Below are 22,408 nucleotides of genomic sequence, written 5' to 3'. Positions count from 1 at the left end.
ATGGCAAAAATACTGCAAAAAGCTGAGGCCAGCTGTTCTAGTCGGGTGCAAATACAGCGATTCAGAGCAGCACCACGTCGTATTGTTCCTGGGAATACATGGTTTCCACCTGGAACCGAATGGTGCGTCCGATAAAACCTTCCAGCTCGGCGACGTTGCCCGATTCCTCATCAAGCAAACGGTCGACGACTTTCTGATTCGCCAATACACGATAGCCTTCCGCTTGATAGGCGCGAGCCTCGCGGAGGATTTCGCGGAAAATTTCGTAGCAAACCGTTTCCGGCGTCTTCAGCTTGCCGCGCCCCTGGCAACTGCTGCACGGTTCACACAGCACTTGTTCGAGACTTTCACGGGTGCGCTTGCGGGTCATCTGCACCAGGCCCAACTCGGTGATGCCGATAATGTTGGTCTTGGCGTGGTCGCGCTCCAGTTGCTTCTCCAGCGTGCGCAGCACCTGACGTTGGTGCTCTTCGTCTTCCATGTCGATGAAGTCGATGATGATGATCCCGCCCAGGTTGCGCAGACGCAGCTGGCGAGCGATGGCGGTCGCGGCTTCGAGGTTGGTCTTGAAGATGGTTTCTTCGAGATTGCGATGACCGACGAACGCCCCGGTGTTGACGTCGATGGTGCTCATGGCTTCCGCCGGGTCCACCACCAGATAACCGCCAGACTTCAGCGGCACTTTGCGTTCAAGGGCTTTCTGGATTTCGTCTTCGACGCCGTACAGGTCGAAGATCGGCCGCTCGCCCGGATAATGCTCCAGGCGATCCGCGATTTCCGGCATCAGTTCGGCAACGAACTGCGTGGTTTTCTGAAAGGTTTCCCGGGAGTCGATGCGGATCTTCTCGATCTTCGGGCTGACCAGGTCGCGCAAGGTGCGCAGTGCCAGGCCAAGGTCTTCGTAGATTACGCTTGGTGCGCTGATGGTTTTGATCTGCTCGTTGATCTGGTCCCAGAGCCGGCGCAGGTAACGGATGTCCATGAGGATTTCATCGGCCCCGGCGCCTTCGGCGGCAGTACGCAGGATGAAGCCACCGGCTTCCTTGATGCCTTCTTTGGCCACGCAATCGGTGACCACTTGCTTGAGGCGCTCGCGCTCGGCTTCGTCTTCGATTTTCAGCGAAATGCCGACATGCGCGGTACGCGGCATGTACACCAGATAACGCGAAGGAATCGACAGTTGTGTGGTCAGGCGTGCGCCTTTGGAGCCGATCGGGTCCTTGGTGACTTGGACTACCAGGCTTTGGCCTTCATGGACCAGCGCGCTGATGCTTTCGACCGCAGGCCCTTCGCGCAGGGAAATTTCCGAGGCATGAATGAACGCGGCGCGGTCCAGGCCGATGTCGACGAAGGCCGCCTGCATGCCCGGCAACACCCGCACGACTTTACCTTTGTAGATGTTGCCGACGATCCCGCGCTTTTGCGTGCGTTCGACGTGGACCTCTTGCAGGACACCGTTTTCAACCACCGCCACGCGCGATTCCATCGGCGTGATGTTGATCAGGATCTCTTCACTCATGGCAGGGTCTCGTTCAGGCATGTTCACGATAATGGCCGCATCTTGTCAGTACGACGCTCAGCGCGCGTTAAGGGTTTGCCAACAGGGTATGCCGAAATGGCCAAGCAGCTCAGCGGTTTCGCACAGCGGCAGTCCGACCACCGCCGAGTAGCTGCCAGTGAGACCGGCGACAAACACCGCGCCCAGTCCTTGAATGCCATAGCCGCCGGCCTTGTCCTGCGGTTCGCCGCTGGCCCAGTAGGCCGCCGCTTCATCGCGGCCGATGGGGCGAAAACGCACCAGGCTGCGTACAACACGCGATTCGCAACGCTCACCGTCAAGCATGGCAATGGCAGTCAGCACTTCATGCTCTTGCCCTGCCAACATCATAAGCATGGCGCACGCGTCGGCTTCGTCCACCGGTTTGCCAAGAATTTTCCCGTTGAGCACCACGGCGGTATCGGCGCCCAGCACGCAAAATGCTGCGTCGGACACGACCGTGCCGCGTCCGGCTTCAGCCTTGCCGCGCGCGAGGCGCTCGACATAGGCCGACGGCGATTCATTATTCAAAGGGGTTTCGTCGATGTCCGCGCTGATGGCGGAGAACGGCACGCCGATCTGCGTGAGCAGTTCACGCCGACGCGGCGAGCCTGAGGCGAGGAATAGTTGTTTCATCAAGACATCTCCCTTGTCGTGGTGTGGGCAAATGCCTGACCGAATCAGTTGATTTTGTAACGTCGACGCAGACCGCGCAAACCGAAGCTGATCCACGGCCAGAGCAATGCGCTGACCAGTGCCGGCAAGACCAGCGCCAGCGTTGGTTGACGGTTGCCGGTCAGGGCGCTGAGCCACAGTTGAACGAGCTGCGCGAGGCCGAAGATCACCAGGATCACCAGACTCTGTTGCCACATCGGGAACATCCGCAGCCGCTGCTGCAGCGACAGCACCAGGAATGTGATGAGCGTCAGGATCAGCGCGTTCTGGCCCAGCAACGTGCCGTAGAGCACATCTTCAGCCAGGCCCAGGCACCACGCAGTGACCATGCCGACTTTCTGCGGCAAGGCCAACGCCCAGAACGCAAGCAGCAAGGCGAGCCATAGCGGGCGGAGGATTTCCATGAATTGCGGCAGCGGCGAAACGCTGAGCAACATGCCGATGGCGAATGTCAGCCAGACCATCCAGTCGTTTCGGGATGCGGTAGCACCGACCATTATTCTCTTCCCCCAGTGGTAGCCGGTGCAGAGACAGGCGGTTTGGCAGCAGGCTTCACGACAGCGGGTTGCGTCGCCGGTGGTTTGGCGGCGGGTACAGTCGCGGGCGGCTTGGCGGCGGCTGGGTGTGCGGCCGCTGGTTTAGCCGGGGTTGTGGCAGCAGGTTTGGCCGGGGTCGCAGCGGCAGGTGCCGTCGCTGGAACGGCGGGGGCAGCAGCGGCAGGCGCGATCACGGCAGCAGGTTTCGGCACGGTGGCTGGAATGATTGGACCGCCGCCTTGCGCATCGAGGTTTTCCTGGGCCTGGGCGGCATCGTTTGCACGCTCTTCCGGCGTACGGGTATCGCTGAACACCAGCAACAGGTAACGGCTACGGTTCAAGGCAGCGGTCGGCACGGCGCGGACAATGGCAAACGGCTGGCCGGAATCGTGAATCACTTCCTTGACCGTCGCCACTGGGTAACCTGCCGGGAATCGCTGGCCGAGACCGGAGCTGACCAGCAAATCGCCTTCCTTGATATCCGCCGTGTCGGCCACGTGACGCAGTTCCAGACGCTCCGGGTTGCCGGTGCCGCTGGCAATCGCCCGCAGACCGTTACGGTTCACTTGCACCGGGATGCTGTGGGTAGTGTCGGTGAGCAACAGTACACGGGAGGTATACGGCATCAACTCGACCACTTGGCCCATCAGGCCGCGGGCATCGAGCACCGGCTGACCGAGGACCACACCGTCGCGCTCACCTTTATTGATGATGATGCGATGAGTGAAGGGGTTTGGGTCCATGCCGATCAACTCGGCCACTTCGACCTTCTCGTTGACCAGCGCAGAGGAATTGAGCAACTCGCGCAGCCGAACGTTCTGCTCGGTGAGGGCGGCAAGCTTTTGCATGCGACCCTGCAGCAGCAGGTTTTCGGTCTTGAGTTTTTCGTTTTCGGCGACCAGCTCGGTACGGCTGCCAAATTGGCTGGCCACGCCTTGCCATAGCCGCTGCGGCAGGTCGGTGATCCAGTAAGACTGCATCAGCACCAGCGACATCTGGCTACGCACTGGCTTGAGCAGTGTGAAGCGGGCATCGACCACCATCAGCGCGACCGATAGCACGACCAGCACCAACAAGCGCACGCCCAGTGAAGGCCCTTTGGTGAAAAGCGGTTTAATAAGCCGCTCCTCCCAGGCAAATGTTTTGTTTATTCATACGGCAGACCGGCCTGGATACAGACTGACAGAAGGTAAACGCAAACAGGCAGCACTGCAAAGTGCCGCCTGCGCGCTCAACAGCATAGAAGCGATCCGGCGACTTATTCGCTGGAAAGCAGGTCCATGGTGTGTTTATCCATCATTTCCAATGCACGGCCACCGCCGCGAGCAACACAGGTCAGCGGGTCTTCGGCAACGATCACCGGCAGACCGGTTTCCTGGGCCAGCAACTTGTCGAGGTCACGCAGCAAGGCGCCACCACCGGTCAGTACCAGGCCACGCTCGGCGATATCGGAAGCCAGCTCCGGAGGCGATTGCTCCAGTGCACTTTTCACTGCCTGAACGATGGTGGCCAGGGACTCTTGCAGAGCTTCCAGCACTTCATTGGAGTTCAGGGTGAATGCGCGTGGAACGCCTTCGGCCAGGTTGCGGCCACGAACGTCGACTTCGCGAACTTCGCCGCCAGGGTAGGCGGTACCGATTTCCTGTTTGATGCGCTCGGCGGTGGATTCGCCGATCAGGCTGCCGTAATTGCGACGCACGTAGGTGATGATCGCTTCGTCGAAGCGGTCGCCGCCAACCCGCACGGATTCGGCGTAAACCACACCGTTCAGGGAGATCAGCGCGATTTCAGTGGTACCACCACCGATATCGACGACCATCGAACCGCGTGCTTCTTCAACCGGCAGGCCGGCACCGATCGCAGCAGCCATTGGCTCTTCGATCAGGAACACTTCACGTGCACCGGCACCAAGGGCCGATTCACGGATGGCACGACGCTCAACCTGAGTGGATTTGCACGGAACGCAGATCAGCACACGAGGGCTAGGCTGCAGGAAGCTGTTTTCGTGAACCTTGTTGATGAAGTACTGCAGCATCTTTTCGCAGACGCTGAAGTCGGCAATGACGCCATCCTTCATCGGACGAATGGCCGCAATGTTGCCCGGCGTACGACCGAGCATGCGCTTGGCCTCGGTGCCGACAGCAACGACACTTTTCTGGTTACCGTGTGTCCGAATAGCCACAACCGATGGCTCATTCAGGACGATTCCGCGCTCGCGCACGTAAATAAGGGTGTTGGCAGTGCCCAGGTCAATGGAAAGATCGCTGGAAAACATGCCACGCAGTTTCTTGAACATGGGAAAGGGACCCTAGGCAACGCGTGGGTAAAAAAGTGCGGCAAACTCTAACAACGACAGGGATTTTGGGCAAGGCGCCAATATGTTAAATTGGCCGCTTTTCTGTGCACCAACCCCCACAATCGCGGCCTTATGACCGTAGAAATGCGGTAGTGTTCCGACAATCTAACACACGGATAGCCTCCGTTCTGTTTTCCTTCCACTGGAGAATCCCATGGCGCTTGAACGCTCCGACGTGGAAAAAATCGCTCATCTGGCCTGCCTTGGCCTTAATGATGCCGATCTTCCACACATCACTTCGGCCCTTAACAGCATTCTCGGGCTGGTCGACGAAATGCAGGCGGTCAATACCGACGGTATCGAGCCGCTCGCCCACCCACTGGAAGCCAGCCAGCGCCTGCGTGCAGACGTCGTGACCGAGACCAATCATCGCGAGGCCTATCAGTCCATCGCACCAGCGGTCGAAAACGGCCTGTACCTGGTTCCGAAAGTCATCGACTAAAGGGAAAGAGCCTGCAATGCATCAATTGACTCTGGCCGAGATCGCCCGCGGTCTCGCCGATAAAAAATTTTCTTCCGAAGAGTTGACCAAAGTCCTGCTGGCGCGCATCGCCCAGCTCGATCCTCAGCTCAACAGCTTCATCAGCCTCACCGAAGACCTGGCGCTCCAGCAGGCGAAAGCCGCTGACGCACGCCGGGCCAATGGTGAGAGCGGCGCCCTGCTCGGCGCGCCGATCGCCCACAAAGACCTGTTCTGCACCCAAGGCATCCGCACCAGCTGCGGCTCGAAGATGCTCGACAACTTCAAGGCACCGTACGACGCCACCGTGGTCGCCAAACTGGCCGCTGCCGGCGCGGTGACGCTGGGCAAGACCAACATGGACGAATTCGCCATGGGGTCGGCCAACGAGTCGAGCTACTATGGCGCGGTGAAAAACCCGTGGAACCTGGAACACGTGCCGGGCGGTTCGTCTGGTGGTTCGGCTGCGGCCGTGGCGGCTCGTCTGCTACCGGCGGCCACCGCCACCGATACCGGCGGTTCGATTCGCCAGCCCGCAGCGTTCACCAACCTGACCGGTCTGAAACCGACGTACGGTCGCGTTTCGCGCTGGGGCATGATCGCTTATGCGTCCAGCCTCGATCAGGGCGGCCCACTGGCGCGCACGGCCGAAGACTGCGCGATCCTGTTGCAAGGCATGGCCGGTTTCGACAGCAATGACTCCACCAGCATCGACGAGCCCGTGCCGGATTACAGCGCCAGCCTCAACGACTCGCTGAAAGGCCTGCGCATCGGCGTGCCGAAGGAATACTTCAGCGCTGGTCTCGACCCGCGTATCGCCGAGCTGATCCACAACAGCGTCACGGAGCTGGAAAAGCTCGGTGCCGTGATCAAGGAAATCAGCCTGCCGAACATGCAGCACGCGATTCCTGCGTACTACGTGATCGCTCCGGCAGAAGCCTCTTCCAACCTGTCGCGTTTCGACGGCGTGCGTTTCGGCCACCGCTGCGCCGATCCGAAGAACCTGGAAGACCTGTACAAACGTTCCCGTGGCGAAGGTTTTGGCCCGGAAGTGCAGCGCCGGATCATGGTCGGTGCCTACGCGCTGTCGGCCGGTTACTACGACGCCTACTACCTGAAGGCGCAGAAGATCCGTCGTTTGGTGAAGAACGACTTCATGGCCGCTTTCACTGAAGTCGACATCATCCTCGGCCCAACCACGCCGAACCCGGCCTGGAAGATTGGTGCCAACAAAAACGATCCGATCGCCGAGTACCTGGAAGATATCTACACCATCACCGCCAACCTCGCGGGTCTGCCGGGCTTGTCCATGCCAGCCGGTTTTGTCGACGGTCTGCCGGTCGGCGTGCAATTGCTCGCCCCGTATTTCCAGGAAGGTCGCCTGTTGAACGTGGCCCATCAGTATCAGTTGAACACTGACTGGCACACCCGCACCCCAACCGGCTTCTGAGGAGAAACACATGCAATGGGAAGTCGTGATCGGGCTGGAGATTCATACCCAGCTCACCACCCGGTCGAAAATCTTTTCCGGTAGCTCCACCACGTTCGGTTCCGAGCCGAACACCCAGGCCAGCCTCGTAGACCTGGGCATGCCCGGCGTACTGCCGGTGCTGAACCAGGAAGCGGTGCGCATGGCGGTGATGTTCGGTCTCGCTATCGATGCCGAAATCGGCCAGCACAACGTGTTCGCCCGTAAAAACTATTTCTACCCGGACCTGCCCAAGGGCTACCAGATCAGCCAGATGGAATTGCCGATCGTTGGCAAGGGCCACCTGGACATCGCCATGGAAGACGGCACGATCAAACGTGTCGGCGTGACCCGTGCGCACCTGGAAGAAGACGCCGGTAAAAGTCTGCACGAGGAGTTCAACGGTGCCACCGGCATCGACCTGAACCGTGCCGGCACGCCGCTGCTGGAAATCGTTTCCGAGCCGGACATGCGCAGCGCCAAGGAAGCCGTGGCCTACGTCAAGACTGTCCACGCGCTGGTGCGTTACCTGGGCATCTGCGACGGCAACATGGCCGAAGGCTCTCTGCGTTGCGACTGCAACGTGTCGATCCGTCCGAAAGGCCAGGTTGAATTCGGCACCCGCTGCGAGATCAAGAACGTCAACTCGTTCCGCTTCATCGAGAAGGCGATCAACAGCGAAGTGCAGCGTCAGATCGAGCTGATCGAAGACGGCGGCAAGGTGATCCAGCAAACGCGCCTGTACGATCCGAACAAGGACGAAACCCGTCCGATGCGCAGCAAAGAGGAAGCCAACGACTACCGTTACTTCCCCGATCCGGACCTGCTGCCGGTGGTGATCGAGGACTCGTTCCTCAATGACGTGCGCGCCACCCTGCCAGAATTGCCACCGCAGAAACGCGAGCGTTTCCAGGCGCAGTTCGGTCTGTCGGTCTACGACGCCAGCGTCCTGGCCACCAGCCGCGAGCAAGCCGATTACTTCGAGAAAGTCGCGAGCATCGGCGGCGACGCCAAACTGGCGGCCAACTGGGTCATGGTTGAACTGGGCAGCCTGTTGAACAAACAAGGCCTGGACATCGAGCAGTCACCGGTTTCGGCCGAGCAACTGGGCGGCATGTTGCTGCGCATCACCGACAACACCATCTCCGGCAAAATCGCCAAGGTGGTGTTTGAAGCGATGGCCAACGGCGAAGGCAGCGCGGACGAGATCATCGACAAGCGCGGCCTCAAGCAAGTGACCGACAGCGGCGCCATCTCGGCGGTGCTGGACGAAATGCTTGCGGCCAACGCCGAGCAGGTCGAGCAATACCGCGCGGCAGACGAAGCCAAACGCGGCAAGATGTTCGGCTTCTTCGTCGGCCAGGCCATGAAAGCCTCCAAAGGCAAGGCCAACCCGCAACAGGTCAACGAACTGCTGAAAAGCAAGCTCGAAGGCTGATTGCCATGGAGCCAGTTCTCAAGCCTGGCTCTAACCCCTGTGGGAGCGGGCTTGCTCGCGAAAGCGTCGTATCAGTCGATACATATGTCGACTGGCACAGCGCTTTCGCGAGCAAGCCCGTTCCCACATTTGTTTTGTGGATTCCTTTTATGAAGCGTCTACTCGGCGCCTGCGCCCTGCTCTCTTTGCTCGCCGGTTGCGCCAGCAATGAAATGATCGACCCTCACGGCTACGACCAGACCGGCATGGCCTCCTATTACGGCGCCAAGCACCACGGCAAACGGACCGCCAGTGGCGAGCCGTTCAACCAGAACGCCCTGACCGCCGCCCATCGCCAGTTACCCTTTGGCACACGGGTGAAGGTCACCAATTTGAACAACGATAAATCCTGCGTGGTGCGCATCAACGATCGCGGCCCGCATACCCGTGGGCGCCTGATCGACCTGTCCCGTGAAGCCGCCTCGCGGCTGGGCATGGTCAGCAGCGGCACCGCGCGGGTTCGCGTACAAGCCCTCGACGATTGATGGAGCCCCGACCATTTACGGACTAGCCGACATCCCCCTGCTCAGCCTGATTGAGCTGATCAGCGGCCTGTTGCTGCTGATCGCCGGTGCCGAGCTGATGGTGCGCGCCGCCGTACGCCTGGCCGCGCGACTGCATGTGCGACCGCTGATCATCGGCCTGACCATCGTCGCCCTCGGCAGCAGCGCTCCGCAAATGGCCGTCAGCCTGCAAGCCACGCTGGCGCAGAACGCCGACATCGCCGTCGGCAGCGTGATCGGCAGCAGCATCTTCAACATTCTCGTCACCCTCGGGCTCTCGGCACTGATCATCCCGTTGCGGGTCTCGCGGCAACTGGTGCGCCTGGACATTCCGCTGATGATCGGCGCCAGCCTGCTGGTGTTCGTTCTGGCGTGGAATGAAGAACTGACTCGGGCCGATGGCGTGATGCTGCTGATGGCGCTGGCGCTGTATCTGGGCTTGTTGCTGCGCCAGTCGCGGCATTCGGCGCGCCCACAATCGCCACTCCACGAAGGCCCGCAAGTGCCGTGGACCAGCAGCCTGCTGCTGATCGTCGCCGGCCTGGCGATGCTGATCTACGCCGGGCATTTGCTGTTGGGTGCAGCAGTGTCGGTCGCCACGGACCTGGGGCTGTCGGAACGGATCATCGGCCTGACCATCGTCGCCGTCAGTACCTCGTTACCGGAACTGGCGACGTCGTTGATCGCGGCATTGCGGGGTCAGCGCGACATCGCCGTCGGCAACGTGATCGGCAGCAACCTGTTCAATCTCTTGGGCGTGCTGGGCGTTACCGCACTGATCGCGCCGTCGCCGTTGTCGGTCTCGCCCAACGCGCTGGATTTCGACTTGCCGGTGATGCTCGGCGTCGCGGCGCTGTGCCTGCCGGTGTTTTATTCCGGCTACCGGGTGACCCGCGCCGAAGGTCTGCTGTTTTTGGGTTTGTACCTGGCTTACGGTCTGCACGTGGTGTCGTTCACCACCGGCATGCCGCTGGCCGGCAAACTTGAACACCTGATGCTGTTTTTCGTCCTGCCGGCGCTGGTGGCGTTTTTGCTGTTCACGTCGCTGCGCGCCTGGCGTCGCCAACACCACAAGAAGGAATTGCCATGACCGACAATAAAAAACCCGGCGTTGAAGTCCGCCGCCAAGTGATGGGCGATGCTTTCGTCGATCGCGCCTTGGGCAATGCCACCGAGTTCACCCAGCCGCTGCAGGATTTCGTCAACGAACACGCCTGGGGCAGCGTGTGGAATCGCGAAGGGTTGCCGCTGAAAACCCGCAGCCTGATCACCCTTGCCGCGCTGACCGCGCTGAAGTGCCCGCAGGAATTGAAAGGTCACGTGCGCGGCGCGCTGAACAACGGGTGCACGGTGGAAGAGATTCGCGAGGCACTGCTGCATTGCGCGGTGTATGCGGGCGTGCCGGCGGCGATCGATGCGTTTCGGGCGGCGCAGGAAGTGATTGATACCTATCAGAAGCCCGAGTAACAGTCTGGCTTTTGCAGTGACATTGAAATCGCTATCGCGGGCCAGCCCGCTCCCACAGGGGATCTTCTTTGCTGCACTAATTGTGTGAACACTGAAGATCACTGTGGGAGCGGGCTTGCCCGCGATGAGGCCCTTAGGATCACTGCAAATCGTAAAGCTAGATCCACCCACCCCACTGCAACAAAAAGATCCCGATGTTGGTGGTCACCGCCGCCATCAACGTGGTGATCACAATAATCGCCGCCGCCAGTTCATGATTACCGTTGGCCTGACGCGCCATGACAAAACTGGCCGCAGCAGTAGGGCTGCCGAAGTACAGGAACAGAATCCCCAGCTCCGCGCCGCGAAAGCCCCAGAGCCACGCACCCAGCGTCGCCAGCACCGGCAGGCCGATCATCTTCACCAGGCTGGAACTGAGCGCCATGTTGCCGCTTTTGCGCATCGCCGCCAGCGACAGCGTGCCGCCGATGCAGATCAATGCCAACGGCAACGTGGTTTGCGCCAGATACTGACCGGACGTCTCCAGCCAGCCCGGCAAACCGATCTTGAAATACGCAAACGGCGCCGCCGCAAACACGCTGATGATCAACGGGTTGATCATCACGCTTTTGCAGATACTCCACGGGTCGGACTTGATCACCGGGCTGTACACCGCCAGCACAATGGTCGAGAGCGTGTTGTAAAACAGGATCACCAGTGCCGCGAGAATCGCCCCGAGGGAAATCCCGTAATCGCCGTACATGCTCGCTGCCAGTGCGAGGCCGATCACCCCGTTGTTGCCGCGAAACGCACCCTGGGTGTAGATCCCGCGGTCTTCACGCGGACACTTCCAGATCGCCCAACCCCAGGCGATGGCGAAGCACACCAGCGTCGCCATCGAGAAATAGATCAGCAGCGCCGGTTGCAGTGCGGCGTGCAGGTCCGCATGAAGGATGCCCAGAAACAGCAACGCCGGCATGGTGACGTTGAACACCAGAGCCGACGCGGTGTGGATGAAATTGTCGTTGATCCAGTCGATGCGTTTGAGCAGCACACCCAGAAACAGCATGGCAAACACCGGCGCGGTGATGTTCAGGGTTTCGAGGAAGATAGCCAGCATGCCGGGGGTCACCTTGGGTGGGCGTCGTTAGGGGGCTTATGATAAGCCACCCAGTCCTTTGGCGTCTGGTAGACCTCCTTCGCGAGCAAGCCCGCTCCCACATTGGCTTGTCGGGGTACACAAATTTTGCGTTCGACACCGGTCAATGTGGGAGCGGGCTTGCTCGCGAAGCAGGCGACTCGGTATTACGTGATCGGCGCCGGGTTGAACAACGTGATGTCGTTATGCAGCCTGTGCCGCTCGGCCCACGTCTGTTTCTTGCCGCTGGCCACGTCCAGATAGTAGTGAAACAACTCCCAGCCGAGATCTTCGATGGAAGCGCGCCCGGTCGCGATCCGCCCGGCATCGATGTCGATCAGGTCCGGCCAGCGCTGCGCCAGTTCGGTCCGGGTCGACACCTTCACCACCGGCGCCATCGCCAAACCATACGGCGTACCGCGCCCGGTGGTGAACACGTGCAAGTTCATCCCGGCCGCCAACTGCAGCGTCCCACAGACAAAATCACTGGCCGGAGTCGCGCAAAAAATCAGCCCTTTGCGCTTGAACCGCTCGCCAGGGCCCAGCACGCCGTTGATCGCGCTGCTGCCGGATTTGACGATCGAGCCCAAGGACTTCTCGACAATGTTCGACAGCCCGCCCTTCTTGTTGCCTGGCGTGGTGTTGGCGCTGCGATCCGCTTCGCCCTTGGCCAGGTAACGGTCGTACCAGTCCATTTCCCGTACCAGTTCCTGAGCGACTTCCTCGGTTTCGGCACGAGAGGTCAACAGGTAAATCGCGTCGCGCACTTCGGTGACTTCGGAAAACATTACCGTCGCACCGGCGCGCAGCAACAGGTCAGAGGCGTAACCCAGCGCCGGGTTGGCGGTGATACCGGAGAACGCATCGCTGCCGCCGCACTGCATGCCGAGGATCAGCTCGGACGCCGGCACGGTTTCCCGGCGACGTTGATCGAGCTTCTTCAAACGAGTCTCGGCCAGCGCCATGATCTGCTCGATCATCTCGCTGAAACCGTGACTCGAATCCTGCAAGCGGTACAACCACGGCTCGCTCAAATCCACCGAGCTGTCGTTGTCGTGCATCACCTGCCCGGCCTGCAATTTCTCGCAGCCCAGACTGATCACCAGCGCTTCGCCGCCCAGGTTCGGGTTGCGCGCCAGGTTGCGCACGGTGCGAATCGGGATGTACGCGTCGGTGGCGGTGATCGCCACGCCGCAGCCGTAGCTGTGGGTCAGCGCGATCACGTCATCGACGTGCGGATAAAGCGGTAGCAACTCATCCTTGATGCGCTTGACTGCATGATCCAGAACGCCAGTGACGCACTGCACCGTGGTGGTGATCCCGAGAATGTTGCGCGTGCCGACGGTGCCGTCTGCGTTGCGATACCCCTCGAACGTGTAGCCGTCCAGCGGTGCCTGCGCGGCCGGCACTTCGGTGGACAGTGGCAAGCTGTCCAGCGGTGGCGCGGTGGGCATGCGCAGTTGATCTTCCTTGACCCAACTGCCCCGTGGAATCGGCTGCAACGCGTAGCCAATGGTCTGGCCGTAACGAATCACCTGACCGCCCTCGGGAATGTCCTCGAGGGTGACCTTGTGGCTCTGCGGCACGAAGTCCACGGTAACCAGGCCATCGGGGAACTCGGTGCCGGCCGGAACGCCCTGATCGTTGACCACGATCACGACGTTGTCCCGCTCGTGCAGGCGGATGTAGCGCGGCGAATCGGAATGTTCAATCAACTGCATGACGCCGCTCCTCAGGAATGCGCTTGTGACAATTTGTTGTGTGTTTCAGGGCCGTTGACCGGCGGCTCTTTGAGCACCACACGCTTGATCGGGCCAACAATCACCAGGTAGCTGAACACTGCGACCAGTGCGTTGCAACCAACAAACACCAGCGCCCATTTGAACGAACCGGTGGAGCTGATGATGTAGCCAATCACGATCGGCGTGGTAATCGACGCGATGTTGCCGAAGGTGTTGAACAGGCCACCGCTGAGCCCGGCGATCTGTTTCGGCGAGGTGTCCGACACCACAGCCCAACCCAACGCCCCCACGCCTTTGCCGAAGAAAGCCAGGGCCATGAAGCCGACGACCATCCACTCAACATCCACATAGTTGCAGGCCACGATGCTGCTGGAGACCAGCAAACCGGCGATGATCGGCGCCTTGCGGGCGAAGGTCAGGGAATGGCCCTTGCGCAGCAGGTAATCGGAAATCACCCCGCCGAGCACACCACCGATGAAGCCGCAGATCGCCGGCAACGAGGCGATGAAACCGGCCTTGAGGATGGTCATGCCGCGTTCTTGCACCAGGTACACCGGGAACCAGGTCAGGAAGAAGTAGGTGATGCCGTTGATGCAGTACTGGCCGAGGTACACGCCGAGCATCATGCGGTTGGTCAGCAACTGGCGGATGTAGTCCCACTTCGGACCGTCGACCTTCTTGCCTTTGCCTTTGTCCTGATCCATATCGACCATGCCGCCGTTGTCGGCGATGTGCTTGAACTCCGCGTCGTTGATCATCGGGTGCTGGCGCGGGCTATAGATCACCTTCAGCCAAATGCCCGAGAAAATGACGCCGATCACGCCCATCACAATGAACACGTGCTGCCAGCCGAAGCTGTAGACAATCCAACCCATCAGCGGCGCGAACAACACGGTGGCGAAGTATTGCGCCGAGTTGAAGATCGCCGAAGCGGTGCCGCGTTCAGCGGTCGGGAACCAGGCCGCGACGATGCGCGCGTTACCGGGGAAAGACGGCGCTTCGGCCAGGCCCACCAGGAAGCGCAACATGAACAGCGCAACCACTGCCGTGGACATGCCGAACTCGCCGACATAGCCCTGCAGCACAGTGAACAGCGACCAGGTGAAGATGCTCAGCGCATAGATTTTTTTCGAGCCGAAACGGTCGAGCAGCCAGCCACCGGGAATTTGCCCGGCCACGTAGGCCCAACCGAATGCAGAGAAGATATAACCGAGGGTGACCGCGTCGATGCCGAGGTCTTTTTGCAGGCTGGAGCCGGCGATGGCGATAGTCGCCCGGTCCGCGTAGTTGATCGTGGTCACCAGAAACAGCATGAGCAGGATCAAATAGCGGACGTGAGTCGGCTTCTGAGTCGATTGCATGTAGATGTACTCCCACTGATTATTTTTATGCGGGTCATAACGATGTTTTGTAGGCGCTGACTTCCTGTGGGAGCCGGGCTTGCCCGAGATGCAGGCACCGCGCAGTGTCAGTCACTTCGCGGTGATGCTATCGCTGGCAAGCCAGCTCCCACAGGTACGGCGGTGAATCAGGAGCCGATGTAGGAGGTTTTCACCACGGTGTAGAACTCTTGCGCATAGCGACCCTGCTCGCGCGATCCATAGGATGAGCCTTTACGGCCACCAAACGGAACGTGGTAATCCACGCCAGCCGTCGGCAGGTTGACCATCACCATCCCGGCCTGGGAGTGGCGCTTGAAGTGGTTGGCGTACTTCAGCGATGTGGTGGCGATGCCCGCCGACAGACCGAATTCGGTGTCGTTGGCCATGGCCAGTGCCGCGTCGTAATCCGCCACGCGAACGATGTTGGCCACCGGGCCGAAGATCTCTTCGCGGCTGATGCGCATCGCCGCTTCGCTGTCGGCAAACAGCGTCGGCGCGAGGTAGTAGCCTTCGGTGTCGCAAGTCACCAGACCGCCGCCGCTGACCAGACGTGCACCTTCGGACTGGCCGATGTCGATGTACTTCATGTCCTGTTCAAGCTGAGCTTGCGAAACCACCGGACCGATGTCGGTGCCGGTTTTCAGCGCGTGGCCGACCTTGATCGACTTCATGCGCTCGGCCATGGCTTCGACGAATTTGTCGTGAATCCCGGCAGTGACGATGAAGCGGCTCGAAGCGGTGCAACGCTGGCCGGTGGAGTAGAACGCGCTCTGTACCGACAGCTCGACCGCTTGCTTGAGGTCGGCGTCGTCGAGAATGATCTGCGGGTTCTTGCCACCCATTTCCAACTGAACCTTGGCCTGACGCGAGACGCAGCTGACCGCGATCTGACGACCGACACCGACGGAACCGGTAAAGCTGATGCCATCGACTTTCGGGCTCTGCACCAGCGCATCGCCAACTACACGACCGCTGCCCATCACCAGGTTGAACACGCCAGCCGGGAAGCGCGCGCGGGAGATGATTTCGGCCAGCGCCCAGGCGCAACCCGGGACCAGATCCGCCGGTTTCAGCACCACGCAGTTGCCATAGGCAAGGGCCGGGGCGATTTTCCACGCAGGGATGGCAATCGGGAAGTTCCACGGGGTGATCAGGCCAACCACACCCAAGGCTTCGCGCGTCACTTCGACGTTGACGCCCGGACGTACCGACGGCAAGTAGTCGCCGGACAGACGCAGGGTTTCACCGGCGAAGAACTTGAAGATGTTACCGGCGCGAGTCACTTCGCCGATGGCTTCAGGCAGGGTCTTGCCTTCTTCACGGGCCAGCAAGGTGCCGAGCTCTTCGCGGCGAGCGAGGATTTCAGTACCGACTTTATCCAGCGAGTCGTGACGCGCCTGAATGCCCGAAGTGGACCAGGCCGGGAACGCGGCGCGAGCGGCGTCGATGGCGGCGTGGACCTGGGCCAGATCAGCCTTGGCGTATTCACCGATGGTGTCGGTCAGTTCGGACGGGTTGATGTTGGCGCAGTAATCACTGCCCACAACCCACTCACCGTTGATGTAGTTATCAAAACGCTTTGCATTTGCCATTTAGAAATCTCCTCACGCAAAAGGCCGCTGATTGCTCAGCGGCCTTGTTTAATCGGGTGTGTTACTGCGCACCTTGCTTGTCGATCAGCGCGGCGAGCATTTCGTACTCTTCGCCGGTCAGTTCGGTCAGCGGCGCACGCACAGGACCTGCGTCATAGCCGGCAATTTTCGCACCCGCCTTGACGATGCTCACCGCGTAACCGGCTTTGCGGTTACGGATGTCCAGGTACGGCAGGAAGAAGTCGTCGATGATCTTGCCGACGGTGACGTGATCTTCGCGGGCGATGGCGTGGTAGAAATCCATCGCGGTTTTCGGGATGAAGTTGAACACCGCCGAGGAGTAAACCGGCACGCCCAACGCCTTGTAAGCAGCGGCGTAGACTTCGGCGGTCGGCAAACCGCCCAGGTAGCTGAAGCGATCGCCGAGGCGACGACGGATCGACACCATCAACTCGATATCGCCCAGGCCATCCTTGTAGCCGATCAGGTTCGGGCAGCGCTCGGCCAGGCGTTCCAGCAGCGGCGCGGTCAGGCGGCAGACGTTACGGTTGTAAACCACCACGCCGATCTTCACCGATTTGCATACCGCTTCAACGTGGGCGGCAACGCCGTCCTGACTGGCTTCGGTCAGGTAGTGCGGCAGCAGCAACAGGCCTTTGGCGCCCAGACGCTCGGCTTCCTGTGCGTATTCGATGGCTTGACGGGTCGAACCGCCAACGCCAGCCAGGATTGGCACGCTGGTTTCGCAGGTGTCGACGGCGGTCTTGATGATTTCCGAATATTCGCTGGCCGCCAGAGAGAAGAACTCACCGGTGCCGCCTGCGGCGAACAGAGCCGAGGCGCCGTATGGGGCCAGCCATTCGAGACGCTTGATGTAGCCCGCGCGATTGAAGTCGCCCTGAGCATTGAAATCGGTAACCGGGAAAGACAACAGACCGGAAGAGAGGATGGACTTCAGTTCTTGTGGATTCATTATTCGAACACCCTGGGTAGCAACGTTTGTTTGTGTGAGAAAACCGTTCAGCCTGCGCCGAAGTTGTATGTCATCGTACAACTTAAAAAACAACCGTCAACTGCATTTCATCGCCAGGACGTAAATTTCATTTGGGGAATGAGGTGGAAGGCAGGTGTTCAGGCAGGAAAATGCTGCCGCAGAGCCTGTTTGGCAGCGGTGGTATGTTGTCGGAGGAGAGGCGACGTATTGAAGTTTTGCGAGAGGGCGGTCGGCCCCTTCGCGAGCAGGCTCGCTCCCACATTGGATTTGCGTACGAACACGATCAAATGTGGGAGCGAGCCTGCTCGCGAAGGCGACCTGTCAGGAAATAAAGATCTTAACCGGGGAAAACCTACCCCCGCTGCGCCTCAGCCTCTTCATGCGCATGGCGCAACCGCTCGCGGCTGTTCGTCAGGTGCAAGCGCATCGCCGCTCGCGCAGCATCGGAATCCTGGCGTGCGATCGCATCGTAGATTTCTTCGTGCTCACGGCTCAGGCGACCCATGTAGTGCTGCTGGTCGTCATGGGCCAGGCGCGCCGAGTTCAGACGCGTACGCGGAATGATGCTGGTGCCCAGGTGGGTCATGATGTCGGTGAAATAGCGGTTGCCGGTCGACAGTGCGATCTGCAGGTGAAACTGGAAGTCAGAGGCCACGGCATCGCTGGCGTGGGACGCGCTTTCGTTCAAGGCGTCCAGCGCGGCGCGCATCAGGGCCAACTGTTCGGCGCTGCGGCGTTGTGCGGCGAGACCGGCAGATTCCACTTCGAGGCTGATGCGCAGCTCCAGAATCGCCAGCACATCACGTAGCGTCACCACCGTCGCCGGGTCGATACGGAAACCACTCGGGCTTGGGGTATCAAGCACAAAGGTGCCGATGCCGTGGCGGGTTTCCACCTGCCCGGCTGCCTGCAAACGGGAAATCGCCTCGCGCACCACAGTGCGGCTGACGCCATGGGCATCCATGATCGCCGACTCGGTGGGCAATTTGTCGCCGCGTTTGAGGTGACCGTCGCGGATCTGCTCGGAGAGCACCGTCACCAATTCCTGTGCGAGGCTGCGGCGCTTGCGAGGGAGGCGTGGGGCGTCGATCGGGTTTTCCATGGTGAACGTCTGTCTCGAAAAGTTCGGCTGAAACCGCATCATAGCGCATGCGAGTTGTACGATCACCACCGCCCCTGTAGGAGCAAGCTTGCTCGCGATAGCCCTGACGCGGTTTCCCTGAAGAACCGCGTTATCGTTCATCGCCGGCAAGCCGGCTCCTACAAGGGGCGGTGGTGCTCAGGCGGTCACGGTTTGGTCCACCAGATGGCCGTTATCGATGCGCACATGCCGTGGGTGGAAACGTTTCAGGCTGCTGCGATGCCCGACGCTGACGATGCTCAGCCCCGGAATTTCATCGATCAACGCCTGATACAGCGTCGCTTCATCCTCTTCATCCATCGCCGAAGTCGCTTCGTCCATGTACAGCCATTGCGGCGCATAAAGCAGCGCGCGAGCGAAGGCCAGACGTTGCTGTTCACCCGGTGAGAGCATGCGCTGCCAGTGATTCGCTTCATCCAGGCGCGAAACCAGGTGCGGCAAACGGCAGGTTTCCAACACATGAACGTAGCGTTCGTCCGGATAGGTCTCGCCAGGCTGTGGATAACTCAACGCCTCGCGCAACGTGCCAATTGGCAGGTAAGGCTTTTGCGGCAGGAACAGATAACGCGCCGCCGGCAGACGAATGCTGCCGTGGCCCGCTGGCCACAAATGCCCCATCGCTCGCAGCAACGTGGACTTGCCGCTGCCGGAACGGCCGCTGAGCATCACGCGCTCGCCCTCCTCTACCGTCATGTCGGCATTGGTCAGCAGATGCCGACCGTCCGCCAGATCGAGGCCAAGGTTGTGCACCTTCAACGCATCACCTTGATTTTGCACGTCGATCGCCGGCGCACGCTCTTCATTGTCGGTCATGGCCTGGCGGAAACTTAGCAAACGATCGCAGGTGGCACGCCACGACGCGAGGTTCTGGTAAGCGCTGATAAACCAGCTGAAACTCTCCTGCACGTTGCCGAACGCCGAACTGATTTGCATCAGCTCACCGAGTTCGATCTTGCCCGCGAAGTAACGCGGTGCGGCGACCATGAACGGAAAGATGATGGCAGCCTGTTGATAACCTGACGTGAAGAACGTCAGACGCTTGGACACCTTCATGATGTCCCAGAAGTTGTGCCAAACCAGTCCGAAGCGGCTGCTCAAGCGACGGTTTTCATTGGGCTCGCCGTTGTACAGCGCGATGCTTTCGGCATTCTCGCGAACCCGGACCATGGAGAAACGCAGGTCGGCTTCGAAGCGTTGTTGGTTGTTGTTGAGGCCGATCAAGCGCCGACCGATCAAGTGGGTCAGCCAGCTGCCGATCACGGCATACACCAGCACACACCAGAACATGTAGCCGGGAATGGTAAAACCGAGCACTTCGATACTGCCCGACACGCCCCACAGAATGATCGAGAACGACACCAGGCTGACAATGTTGCGCAGCAAACCGATGCCCAGTTCCAGGGTATTGGAGGTGAAATTATTGAGGTCTTCGGAGATCCGCTGGTCCGGGTTATCGGTGTAACCGCCCTGCTCCAGCTGGTAGTAATTCTTGTTGCCGAGCCAGCGGGCGAAATGCTTTTCGGTGAGCCAGGCACGCCAGCGAATGGTCAGCATCTGCGTCAGGTATTGCCGATACACGGCACCGATAATCGCCACCGCCGCAATCGCGCAGAAATACAGGATCAGCCGCCAGAACGCCGCCTCGTCCTTTTGCTGCAACGCGTTGTAGAAATCCTTGTACCAGGTGTTGAACCACACCGAGATCCCGACGCTGACCAGCGACAATGCAATCACCGCGATCAGCAGCGTCCAGGCTTTGACCTTCTCTTCGCTGCGCCAGTAAGGCGTGATCATCGCCCAGACTTTGCGAAAAAACTGCCCGCGCACCGCGTCGTTGACCGCGGAATATTCAGCGTTCTGATTCATGGAAAAGGCTCGATAAAGAAAAGAACACACACGAACCGATCATAGATGATCGGCTCGGTTTGTCGCGAGGCGCGCCGGCATTCGTTCAGCGCAGGTTCAGCGGCGAACGGGACGCTTTTGCAGTTTGCGCTGCAGCGTGCGCCGGTGCATGCCCAGGGCGCGGGCGGTGGCGGAGATGTTGCCTTCGTGTTCGGTCAACACGCGCTGAATGTGCTCCCACTGCAGGCGGTCCACCGACATCGGGTTTTCCGGCACCAAGGTGTCGAGGTCGGCGTGCTCGGAGAGCAGCGCGGCCAGTACGTCGTCGGCATCCGCCGGTTTGCACAGGTAGTTGCAGGCACCGCGCTTGATCGCCTCGACGGCGGTGGCAATGCTCGAGTAACCGGTGAGGATGACCACGCGCATGTCCGGATCGAGTTCGAGCAGTTTAGGCAACAACACCAGGCCTGAATCGCCGTCCATTTTCAGATCCAGCGCGGCGTAATGCGGGATATCGGCCTGGGCGATGGTCAGGCCTTCTTCGGCGGAGCCGGCGGTGCTGACGCGAAAACCACGGCGAGCCATGGCGCGCGCCATCACGCGGGTAAACGTGGCGTCGTCATCTACCAGCAGCAAATGCGGCAGTTCTTCGCCTTCGACTTGGATCTCTTCACTCATGTTCGTCTCCTCGGGCGACACGGGGCAGGCGCAGCTCGGTGAGCGTGCCGCCTTCCTCATGACTGTAGAGTTTCACTGAGCCGCCGGCGCGTGTCACGCTGGCCTTGCTCAAAAACAGGCCCAGGCCGAAACCTTTGCCCTTGGTGGTAAAAAACGGTTTGCCGATCTGTTCGGCAATGGCCAACGGCACACCGGCGCCGTGGTCGCGAATGCTGATGGTCAAGTCCTCGGCATTCCAGTCCAGCGTCACTTGCAGCCCTTCGGGGCACGCATCGGCGGCGTTGTTGAGCAAATTCAGCAGCGCCTGGGTCAGGTCCGGCGGTGGCGCCATGCGCGGCACGGTGCCCTGGCCCAGGCGCTGGAAGCGGTAACTGGCCTCCGGACGCATCAGGTGCCAGCGGTTCAGCGCTTCGTCGAGCCAGTCGGTGACGTCCTGCATTTCCACCGCCAAACGGCGATTGGCTTCCGCCGCCCGAACCAGCTGCTGCAAGGTCTCTTTGCAGAGTTTGACCTGATCCTGCAGCACGCTGAGGTCGTCCTGCAACATCGGGTCGTGGTGGTCCTGACGCATTTCCTTGAGCAGCACGCTCATGGTCGCCAGCGGCGTGCCCAGTTCATGGGCGGCACCGGCGGCCTCGGTCGCGACGGCCAGCAATTGCTGGTCACGCAGGCCTTCTTCGCGACGGATAGCGCGCAGCTCTTCCTGCCGGCGCAGCTCTTCGGCCATGCGCGCGGCAAAGAAGGTGATCACCGCCGCCGCGAGGGCAAAGCTCAGCCACATCCCGTAGACCTGCAGGTTTTCCCGGGCAATCGGGAAGGTTTGCAACGGATAGAAACCCGCCAGGAGCAAGGTGTACATCGTCAGCGCGATGCCCGACAGAATCACCGAATAACGCCACGGCAGCGTTACGGCGGCGATGGTCAGCGGCACCAGGTAATAAGAGACGAAGGGGTTGGTCGAACCGCCGGAGAAATACAGCAAGGCACTGTGGATAAACAGGTCGCAGGCCAGTTGCACGGCGTATTCGAGCTCGGTGACCGGCCATGAGGTGCGCAGGCGAATCGCCGTGAACGCGCACAGCAACATCGAGCAACCGAGGGTCGCAGCCAGTTGAAACCAGGGCAGCGGCAGCAAATCTAGCCAGTAGGCCAGGCCCACCGAACCGGCCTGGGCGGCCAGCACCAAGGTGCGGATGAACGTCAGCCGCCAGAGATTCTGGCGGGTTGCAGAAGTGATTTGAACGGGGGCGAGCATGAGCTCTCCTGATGAGCGCTCCAGGCGGATCGCACGGAGTATAACCAAGCACGGGGGCCGACAGGCAAAAGTGCGGCAAACGGCCACATGGCAGAAAACAACCGCGCCCCCTGTCGGAGCTGGCTTGCCAGCGATAGACGTCAACGATAACGCGTGCATTCAGGATAAGCGCGGCGCCTATGA

The 22,408-nt window shown here is 60.5% G+C and carries 20 protein-coding genes; 6 read left to right on the top strand and 14 right to left on the bottom strand.

The genetic code is table 11. The features are described 5' to 3' along the window. Window positions 1–61: 61 nt before the first annotated feature. The 5 genes from rng to mreB form a co-directional block, all read right to left on the bottom strand. Window positions 62–1,519, bottom strand: coding sequence for a ribonuclease G (gene rng / locus ACI77H_RS25185; protein WP_008008603.1), 1,458 nt, complete (start codon window positions 1,517–1,519; stop codon window positions 62–64). A gap of 57 nt (window positions 1,520–1,576) precedes the next feature. After that, a complete protein-coding gene (locus tag ACI77H_RS25180; RefSeq protein WP_407014330.1) occupies window positions 1,577–2,173 on the bottom strand; it encodes a Maf family protein in 597 nt (198 codons plus the stop codon). 44 nt (window positions 2,174–2,217) lie between these two features. Next, entirely contained in the window at window positions 2,218–2,709 is a 492-nt protein-coding gene (gene mreD / locus ACI77H_RS25175; protein WP_084318098.1) for a rod shape-determining protein MreD, read from the bottom strand. Beyond that, complete coding sequence (gene mreC, locus ACI77H_RS25170) at window positions 2,709–3,866, bottom strand: rod shape-determining protein MreC (RefSeq protein ID WP_407014535.1); 1,158 nt, start codon at window positions 3,864–3,866, stop codon at window positions 2,709–2,711. The genes mreD and mreC overlap by 1 nt, the downstream gene beginning before the upstream one ends. Before the next feature lie 140 nt (window positions 3,867–4,006). After that, a complete protein-coding gene (mreB, locus tag ACI77H_RS25165) occupies window positions 4,007–5,044 on the bottom strand; it encodes a rod shape-determining protein MreB (protein ID WP_002555108.1) in 1,038 nt (345 codons plus the stop codon). A 214-nt stretch (window positions 5,045–5,258) separates the two neighbouring features. Between mreB and gatC the strand changes: the two genes are divergently transcribed. The 6 genes from gatC to ACI77H_RS25135 all read left to right on the top strand — a co-directional run bounded on the left by gatC (window position 5,259) and on the right by ACI77H_RS25135 (window position 10,479). Next, window positions 5,259–5,546 carry an Asp-tRNA(Asn)/Glu-tRNA(Gln) amidotransferase subunit GatC gene (gatC, locus tag ACI77H_RS25160; RefSeq protein ID WP_007901429.1) on the top strand — a complete coding sequence of 96 codons (288 nt, stop codon included), beginning with the start codon at window positions 5,259–5,261 and terminating at the stop codon, window positions 5,544–5,546. A 16-nt stretch (window positions 5,547–5,562) separates the two neighbouring features. Beyond that, window positions 5,563–7,014, top strand: a complete 1,452-nt coding sequence (gene gatA / locus ACI77H_RS25155) for an Asp-tRNA(Asn)/Glu-tRNA(Gln) amidotransferase subunit GatA (protein WP_407014329.1) — start codon at window positions 5,563–5,565, stop codon at window positions 7,012–7,014. Window positions 7,015–7,024: 10 nt separating this feature from the next. Beyond that, on the top strand, window positions 7,025–8,470 hold the full coding sequence (gene gatB, locus ACI77H_RS25150) for an Asp-tRNA(Asn)/Glu-tRNA(Gln) amidotransferase subunit GatB (RefSeq protein ID WP_407014328.1): 1,446 nt from the start codon (window positions 7,025–7,027) through the stop codon (window positions 8,468–8,470). Window positions 8,471–8,619: 149 nt separating this feature from the next. Continuing rightward, window positions 8,620–8,994, top strand: a complete 375-nt coding sequence (locus tag ACI77H_RS25145; RefSeq protein WP_407014327.1) for a septal ring lytic transglycosylase RlpA family protein — start codon at window positions 8,620–8,622, stop codon at window positions 8,992–8,994. Window positions 8,995–9,040: 46 nt separating this feature from the next. Beyond that, window positions 9,041–10,102 (top strand): calcium/sodium antiporter, encoded by a 1,062-nt coding sequence (locus ACI77H_RS25140; protein WP_407014534.1) that lies wholly within the window; start codon window positions 9,041–9,043, stop codon window positions 10,100–10,102. Then, window positions 10,099–10,479, top strand: coding sequence for a carboxymuconolactone decarboxylase family protein (locus ACI77H_RS25135; protein ID WP_109627965.1), 381 nt, complete (start codon window positions 10,099–10,101; stop codon window positions 10,477–10,479). Before ACI77H_RS25140 ends, ACI77H_RS25135 begins: the two co-directional genes overlap by 4 nt. A gap of 157 nt (window positions 10,480–10,636) precedes the next feature. Here the strand turns inward: ACI77H_RS25135 and ACI77H_RS25130 are convergent, their stop codons facing one another. The 9 genes from ACI77H_RS25130 to ACI77H_RS25090 form a co-directional block, all read right to left on the bottom strand. After that, complete coding sequence (locus ACI77H_RS25130; protein ID WP_407014326.1) at window positions 10,637–11,578, bottom strand: AEC family transporter; 942 nt, start codon at window positions 11,576–11,578, stop codon at window positions 10,637–10,639. 185 nt (window positions 11,579–11,763) lie between these two features. Continuing rightward, on the bottom strand, window positions 11,764–13,317 hold the full coding sequence (gene garD / locus ACI77H_RS25125; RefSeq protein WP_407014325.1) for a galactarate dehydratase: 1,554 nt from the start codon (window positions 13,315–13,317) through the stop codon (window positions 11,764–11,766). An 11-nt stretch (window positions 13,318–13,328) separates the two neighbouring features. Then, on the bottom strand, window positions 13,329–14,789 hold the full coding sequence (locus ACI77H_RS25120) for an MFS transporter (protein WP_407014533.1): 1,461 nt from the start codon (window positions 14,787–14,789) through the stop codon (window positions 13,329–13,331). Between the two features lie 77 nt (window positions 14,790–14,866). Next, on the bottom strand, window positions 14,867–16,312 hold the full coding sequence (locus ACI77H_RS25115; protein ID WP_407014324.1) for an aldehyde dehydrogenase family protein: 1,446 nt from the start codon (window positions 16,310–16,312) through the stop codon (window positions 14,867–14,869). A gap of 61 nt (window positions 16,313–16,373) precedes the next feature. Further along, a complete protein-coding gene (gene kdgD, locus ACI77H_RS25110; RefSeq protein ID WP_407014323.1) occupies window positions 16,374–17,285 on the bottom strand; it encodes a 5-dehydro-4-deoxyglucarate dehydratase in 912 nt (303 codons plus the stop codon). A gap of 373 nt (window positions 17,286–17,658) precedes the next feature. Continuing rightward, on the bottom strand, window positions 17,659–18,408 hold the full coding sequence (locus tag ACI77H_RS25105) for a FadR/GntR family transcriptional regulator (protein ID WP_407014322.1): 750 nt from the start codon (window positions 18,406–18,408) through the stop codon (window positions 17,659–17,661). A 177-nt stretch (window positions 18,409–18,585) separates the two neighbouring features. Further along, window positions 18,586–20,313: an ABC transporter ATP-binding protein/permease gene (locus ACI77H_RS25100; protein WP_407014321.1), complete on the bottom strand. Its 1,728-nt coding sequence runs from the start codon at window positions 20,311–20,313 to the stop codon at window positions 18,586–18,588. Between the two features lie 96 nt (window positions 20,314–20,409). Beyond that, on the bottom strand, window positions 20,410–20,970 hold the full coding sequence (locus ACI77H_RS25095; protein ID WP_150633958.1) for a response regulator transcription factor: 561 nt from the start codon (window positions 20,968–20,970) through the stop codon (window positions 20,410–20,412). Beyond that, a complete protein-coding gene (locus ACI77H_RS25090) occupies window positions 20,963–22,225 on the bottom strand; it encodes an ATP-binding protein (RefSeq protein WP_017336510.1) in 1,263 nt (420 codons plus the stop codon). The genes ACI77H_RS25095 and ACI77H_RS25090 overlap by 8 nt, the downstream gene beginning before the upstream one ends. Window positions 22,226–22,408: the final 183 nt, after the last annotated feature.

The organism is Pseudomonas sp. O230 (assembly GCF_045447035.1).
Classification (GTDB): domain Bacteria; phylum Pseudomonadota; class Gammaproteobacteria; order Pseudomonadales; family Pseudomonadaceae; genus Aquipseudomonas.
This window is presented reverse-complemented; position numbering and strand designations above follow the sequence as displayed.

Excerpts from the sequence above, each read along its gene's own strand:
- ACI77H_RS25105 (WP_407014322.1), bottom strand. The coding sequence starts at position 18,408 with ATGGAAAACCCGATCGACGCCCCACGCCTCCCTCGCAAGCGCCGCAGC.
- gatB (WP_407014328.1), top strand. The coding sequence starts at position 7,025 with ATGCAATGGGAAGTCGTGATCGGGCTGGAGATTCATACCCAGCTCACC.
- ACI77H_RS25115 (WP_407014324.1), bottom strand. The coding sequence starts at position 16,312 with ATGGCAAATGCAAAGCGTTTTGATAACTACATCAACGGTGAGTGGGTT.
- ACI77H_RS25090 (WP_017336510.1), bottom strand. The coding sequence starts at position 22,225 with ATGCTCGCCCCCGTTCAAATCACTTCTGCAACCCGCCAGAATCTCTGG.
- gatA (WP_407014329.1), top strand. The coding sequence starts at position 5,563 with ATGCATCAATTGACTCTGGCCGAGATCGCCCGCGGTCTCGCCGATAAA.
- kdgD (WP_407014323.1), bottom strand. The coding sequence starts at position 17,285 with ATGAATCCACAAGAACTGAAGTCCATCCTCTCTTCCGGTCTGTTGTCT.
- mreD (WP_084318098.1), bottom strand. The coding sequence starts at position 2,709 with ATGGTCGGTGCTACCGCATCCCGAAACGACTGGATGGTCTGGCTGACA.
- ACI77H_RS25145 (WP_407014327.1), top strand. The coding sequence starts at position 8,620 with ATGAAGCGTCTACTCGGCGCCTGCGCCCTGCTCTCTTTGCTCGCCGGT.
- ACI77H_RS25095 (WP_150633958.1), bottom strand. The coding sequence starts at position 20,970 with ATGAGTGAAGAGATCCAAGTCGAAGGCGAAGAACTGCCGCATTTGCTG.
- gatC (WP_007901429.1), top strand. The coding sequence starts at position 5,259 with ATGGCGCTTGAACGCTCCGACGTGGAAAAAATCGCTCATCTGGCCTGC.
- ACI77H_RS25135 (WP_109627965.1), top strand. The coding sequence starts at position 10,099 with ATGACCGACAATAAAAAACCCGGCGTTGAAGTCCGCCGCCAAGTGATG.
- ACI77H_RS25100 (WP_407014321.1), bottom strand. The coding sequence starts at position 20,313 with ATGAATCAGAACGCTGAATATTCCGCGGTCAACGACGCGGTGCGCGGG.
- ACI77H_RS25180 (WP_407014330.1), bottom strand. The coding sequence starts at position 2,173 with ATGAAACAACTATTCCTCGCCTCAGGCTCGCCGCGTCGGCGTGAACTG.
- garD (WP_407014325.1), bottom strand. The coding sequence starts at position 13,317 with ATGCAGTTGATTGAACATTCCGATTCGCCGCGCTACATCCGCCTGCAC.
- ACI77H_RS25130 (WP_407014326.1), bottom strand. The coding sequence starts at position 11,578 with ATGCTGGCTATCTTCCTCGAAACCCTGAACATCACCGCGCCGGTGTTT.
- mreB (WP_002555108.1), bottom strand. The coding sequence starts at position 5,044 with ATGTTCAAGAAACTGCGTGGCATGTTTTCCAGCGATCTTTCCATTGAC.
- rng (WP_008008603.1), bottom strand. The coding sequence starts at position 1,519 with ATGAGTGAAGAGATCCTGATCAACATCACGCCGATGGAATCGCGCGTG.